The organism is Flavobacterium sp. (assembly GCF_044368625.1).
GTDB lineage: Bacteria > Bacteroidota > Bacteroidia > Flavobacteriales > Flavobacteriaceae > Flavobacterium.
Genome location: NZ_JBIPPD010000270.1, coordinates 1 through 3,647 on the forward strand (window position 1 = coordinate 1; position 3,647 = coordinate 3,647).

At 31.5% G+C, this 3,647-nt stretch carries 4 protein-coding genes; all 4 read left to right on the top strand.

Features of this window, described 5'->3' with window-relative positions; translation table 11 throughout:
* The first annotated feature begins 274 nt into the window (after window positions 1-274).
* Window positions 275-613: a helix-turn-helix domain-containing protein gene (locus tag ACIQ2X_RS14635; protein ID WP_396179693.1), complete on the top strand. Its 339-nt coding sequence runs from the start codon at window positions 275-277 to the stop codon at window positions 611-613.
* Window positions 603-1,640: a DNA cytosine methyltransferase gene (locus tag ACIQ2X_RS14640; protein ID WP_396179694.1), complete on the top strand. Its 1,038-nt coding sequence runs from the start codon at window positions 603-605 to the stop codon at window positions 1,638-1,640. Before ACIQ2X_RS14635 ends, ACIQ2X_RS14640 begins: the two co-directional genes overlap by 11 nt.
* Window positions 1,637-3,076, top strand: a complete 1,440-nt coding sequence (locus tag ACIQ2X_RS14645; protein WP_396179695.1) for a protein NO VEIN domain-containing protein — start codon at window positions 1,637-1,639, stop codon at window positions 3,074-3,076. The genes ACIQ2X_RS14640 and ACIQ2X_RS14645 overlap by 4 nt, the downstream gene beginning before the upstream one ends.
* A partial coding sequence (gene dcm / locus ACIQ2X_RS14650; protein WP_396179696.1) for a DNA (cytosine-5-)-methyltransferase occupies window positions 3,046-3,647 on the top strand: 602 nt, incomplete at its 3' end. The genes ACIQ2X_RS14645 and dcm, both read left to right, overlap by 31 nt.

Here is a 3,647-nt window from a genome sequence, read left to right on the forward strand (position 1 = left end):
GATCTCAACCGCAATTAGAATTCAGTTCTGACTTATTTTCAGCATAAAGTTGAAATATTGACCTGTTTATAGGCAGTTACAATGCTTATTTCTAAAATCGTCAAAACTTTCGGATAGCAATGTTAGTTTATATAAGATTTAATCTTCTCAGATGGTCAATAAAAATAAAACAAATTTGATGTTATAAAAATTCAAATAAATATAAAACATCATTATGATTAACCAAAAAGTTTTTATATTTGTCAATAATTGACAAGTTTTATTTTGCAAGTATATGAAAGCAACATTTGGAGAGTACATCAAACAACTAAGGACAGATAATGGTTTAACATTAACTCAACTTGCATTCCAACTTGACCTCGATAGTGCGAATTTGAGCAAAATCGAAAACGGAAAAAGAGAATTTGACGAAAAGCGATTAGAAAAATTAGCGCTCGCCTTTAATCTTGATATTGAAAAACTGAAAACCGAATATTTCGGCGAACAATTCGCAAAGAAAATGTATCAATTTAATTGTTCTCCCGAAACACTAATTGTTGCAGAAGAAAAAGTAAATTACTTGAAAAACATAAACGTAAAACAAGCAAAAATCAATTTTGACAATGAAAAATAAACCGACAGTAATAGATTTATTTTGCGGTTGTGGTGGACTTTCTTATGGGTTCATAGAAGCAGGTTATGATGTACTTTTGGGTATTGACCATTGGAAAGATGCGATTATTACTTTTGAAAACACACATAAAAATGCGAAAGGAATTGTTGCAGATTTATTTAAGGAAACACCTCAAGAAATTTCAAAAAAAACAGGAATAAAAAATATTGATGTAATTATTGGCGGACCTCCTTGTCAAGGTTTTTCTATTGCAGGAAAAAGAATAATTGATGACGAACGAAATCAACTTTACAAATCATTTGTAAGATTTGTTGATTTTTATAAACCTAAAGCATTTGTAATGGAAAATGTCCCTAACATAGTTTCAATGGGAAAAGGTGTAGTAAAAGACAGCATTATTGAAGACTTTGAGAAACTTGGTTATTCTGTTGATTATAAAGTTTTGTTAGCTTCTGAGTTTGGTGTTCCACAAAACAGAAGAAGAGCGTTTTTTGTTGGCACAAAAAATAACAAAGAATTTGTTTTCCCCGAGCCAACAACTAAAAATCAAGTAAGTGCTAAAGATGCAATTTCTGATTTAACTGAAAAGTCTTTGAGTGACGGAACGAAATATAATACTGAACCAAAATCTGATTATCAAAAATTAATCAGAGGAAAATCTGATGGAATTTATAATCACGAAATTACCAATCACAGTGAACAGACTACAAGTATTATTTCATTAGTTCCTGACGGTGGTAACTATAAAAATCTGCCCGAAGAATTGCGAAAAACACGAAATGTAAATATTGCTTGGACAAGATTGAATAGTAAAAAACCAAGTTTTACTATAGATACAGGACACAGACATCATTTTCATTACAAATATAACCGTGTACCAACTGTCAGAGAAAGTGCGAGAATACAATCGTTTCCAGATACGTTTATATTTTTAGGAAGTAAAACAAGTCAATACAAACAAGTTGGAAACGCAGTTCCTCCATTGTTAGCAGAAATAATAGCAACTGAAATCAAGAAATATATATGAATGAAGTAAGAACATATATAATACCTGACGAATATTTTTTTCGTTTGCATCACGTAAGACCTCGTTTCAAAAATGATGTAGAGGAAGTTTTGCTTTATGTTGCAACCTCTATTTCTGAAATGACCGTTTTACCAGAAAAGAAATTTAATGGTGAACTAAATAAAGTATTGTTTGGATTTAATAAAAACTCAACTTCTACAAAAAAGACCATTGATAATTGGAGAACTGAGATTTCAGCACTATTTGCATTTATACAAGAAACAGAAGGACATCTTCAACCCGGAATTACAGCGAAAAGACTTGCTAACAAACAATATTTGGACGAGTTCTTCAATTATTTCTTATTCTCTTTTCAATATCCAGGCGGACATATAAAATCTCAAAACGTAATTAAACAAATTGAAGTAGGTGTAAGATTTAAACCTTGTCAATTTATTTTGGAATTATTGATTGAGGGTGAAAAACTTACAGGAAAACCATTTAGTATAACCGCAGAAGAACTTACACAGTGCGCGTATTTTGACCTAAGAGTTACGAGAGATAATAGGCATCCAAAAGTAGTAGCTGAATTAATTTTGGAAAACAGAGCCGACAATGTAGAATATGAACATAAATATCAATCTCTTTGGAATGAAAAAACACAATCATTTCCTTCAAAAGGCGATGTTTACAGATATGCAGGAGATATTTTGGATTATATGGTATTGGCAAACCTACTTAATCATAAAGGAACAGGATATTACTATTACCTAAACACAGAGAACAAAGAAGCAATAGATTTTCATCTCAATCATTCAGTTTGGTTTGACGAATACGATAAATATTATGGAAATGAAAATATTTCTACTTCTGAAATAGGTGCTTTAGAAGAGGTTTGGTTTGACTACGTAAATAGCTTTGACAACATAGAAGCATTTGCTCCGCATTTGGATGAACGAGAAGCAGAAAACATTTCAGCACTTATTCAGGAATACTATTCCCGAATGAAAGGCGACAAAAAAGTTCCAACAAAAATATTCGGAGATTACGGTGAAACATTGGTTTTAGCCCATGAATATTTGAGGACTAAAGACAAATCAAACAGACAACATTTAATAAATAAAATCCCTACTCCGCTTGGAGTTGGATATGACTTGCAAAGTATCGAAATCGAGAAAAAGAAAAGATACATTGAAGTAAAAACTACAAAATCACGAAAAGCAATAAATAATAATCGTTTCAAACTAACTCCAAATGAATGGGACACGGCAGAAACATTGGGAGATAATTATTACATCTATTGTTTAACAATTAATGAACAGGGTAAAAATATTTTTATCATTCAAAACCCAGTTAAACAACACGAATTAGGTAATCTAAAAATTGACAAAAATTTAGTTGTTGAATTTTCTAAAACATCAGGGCAATGGAACAAATTATTGGAAATAACAAACTAAAAGTTGCATCACTTTTTTGTGGTTGTGGTGGTATGGACGTTGGTATTCAAGGAGATTTTAAATTCCTTGAAAAACATTATAGTGTATTGCCTTTTGAAGTAGTGTATGCTGTTGATAATGATGCTTACGCAACGAAAATATACAATGACAACTTCGCTCATAAATGCGAAACAAAAGACGTTCGGGATATTGTACCGAGTGAAGTTCCCGACCACGATATTTTGTTGGGAGGTTTTCCTTGTCAATCATTTTCTATCAGCGCCCAAAATCCACCAAGATTGGGTTATAAAGATGATAGAGGAAAATTATTTTTTGAAATGATTAAAGTTTTGAAAGAAAAAAAACCACGCTTTTTTATTGGGGAAAATGTAAAAGGTTTGCTTTCAGCAAACAAAGGACAAGCTTTTCCAATGATTATTCAAGAATTTGAAAAAGCAGGTTATCATATCCATTACAAATTGTTAAATGCTTCCGAGTTTGGAGTTCCACAAAAACGTGAACGTGTTTTTATAGTGGGTTTTAGAGATTTTGACGATTATTTTAATTTCAAATTCCCACAACCGAATACATT